The sequence below is a fragment of the Polynucleobacter sp. AP-Sanab-80-C2 genome, assembly GCF_035012965.1.
In the GTDB taxonomy this organism is placed as follows: Bacteria; Pseudomonadota; Gammaproteobacteria; order Burkholderiales; family Burkholderiaceae; genus Polynucleobacter.
Map to the genome: position 1 here is coordinate 1 of NZ_JAYGQS010000010.1, position 1319 is coordinate 1319.

Here is a 1319-nt window from a genome sequence, read left to right on the forward strand (position 1 = left end):
GGTACGTACCGGACACATGCTTTACGTCCGGTACCGACCACATGGTTTACACCTTTACCAATCACATCCCCAATACTTTGGGACCAAATGGGTTTTCTAGGGCTTGTACCCTTGAAGACTCCATATCAAAGTAAGCCATATCGTAATCCATAAAGCTCACTAACCACACGTCTTCTTCGACCTGCCGTAAGCCCACGTCATGACCAGCGAACACCGTACTAAAGTGAATCTTCTTACCATCAAGACAGATGCGTCCACAGTTGGTCACCGTGACCGTCTTATCATGGAAGGGATAACTCACATCGGGCAGCCCTTCGTATTTTCGGGTCGAAGGAACATAGAGTTGTGCCGGTTTTTTCATCTCTAGTGCTTGATGGGGACGCTCATAGTTGTACTCATGGATAAAGTCTTCGAACTTATCTTGTTGTTGCAACATCGTTTTGGCTGGCGGTTTAGTCGTGGCTTGCTTGAGTGTTAAATGCATGCGTTCATGGCGACCATTTTGCTGGGGATTGCCGGGTTTAATGCGCTCAATGCCAATACCTAAGCGGAGCCACCACACTGACAAACTGCTCAGGCCATAAAGCGCATTAGCGCAGGCAAAGGGCACGCCGTTGTCTGAGCGGATACTGCCCGGTAGCCCATACTCCTTAAAGAGTTGCTCAAAGACGGTAAAGGCTTGCGCCTCACGGGTGCTCTCTAAACCTTCACAGCAAATCAAAAAGCGAGAGGCGTAGTCCGTTACGGTTAAGGGGTAACAATACTGCTTGTTACCCAGCATAAATTCGCCTTTGTAATCGACGCACCACAGAGCATTGGGCTCTTTGAGATCCGATAGGTTTGTCCCGGTAAGCTTGGGATGCTGGCGGCGTCGCTTCTTTTTGACTAGGCCATGGCGATCCAAGACGGCATGTACCGTACTCTTGGCAGGCAGTGCCAACTCAGGATAGTGGGTGTGGATGCGGTCGCGCAGTTTAGGAGCGCCCCAGGTTGGGAACTCTTTTTTCAGGTTCACAATCAATTGCTCAACCTGGAAGGGCAAGCGATTGGCTTGTCTAAAAGGCCTTCTTGATCGATCCGTAAAGGCTTCTAAACCACTGTCTTTATAACGATCAATGATCTTATGGCCAGTCACTCTGGAGATTCCAAACTCCTGGCACAGGGTCGTAATTTTCTCGCCATCGAGGTAACGCGACACAAATTTGAGCTTTTCATCCATCTTCGTACTTTCATTCCACGGCATAGAGTGGTCCCTCCTATGCCAAAAACTGTAAAGTATGTGTCCGGTATAAAGTGTTAACTATGTGTCGAGTCGTACA

General features: G+C 48.7%; 1 protein-coding gene. It reads right to left on the minus strand.

What is annotated here, in order from left to right:
* Positions 1–61 precede the first annotated feature (61 nt).
* Complete coding sequence (locus VC178_RS11390; RefSeq protein ID WP_323482623.1) at positions 62–1243, minus strand: IS481 family transposase; 1182 nt, start codon at positions 1241–1243, stop codon at positions 62–64.
* Positions 1244–1319 lie beyond the last annotated feature (76 nt).

Excerpts from the sequence above, each read along its gene's own strand:
- VC178_RS11390 (WP_323482623.1), bottom strand. The coding sequence starts at position 1,243 with ATGCCGTGGAATGAAAGTACGAAGATGGATGAAAAGCTCAAATTTGTG.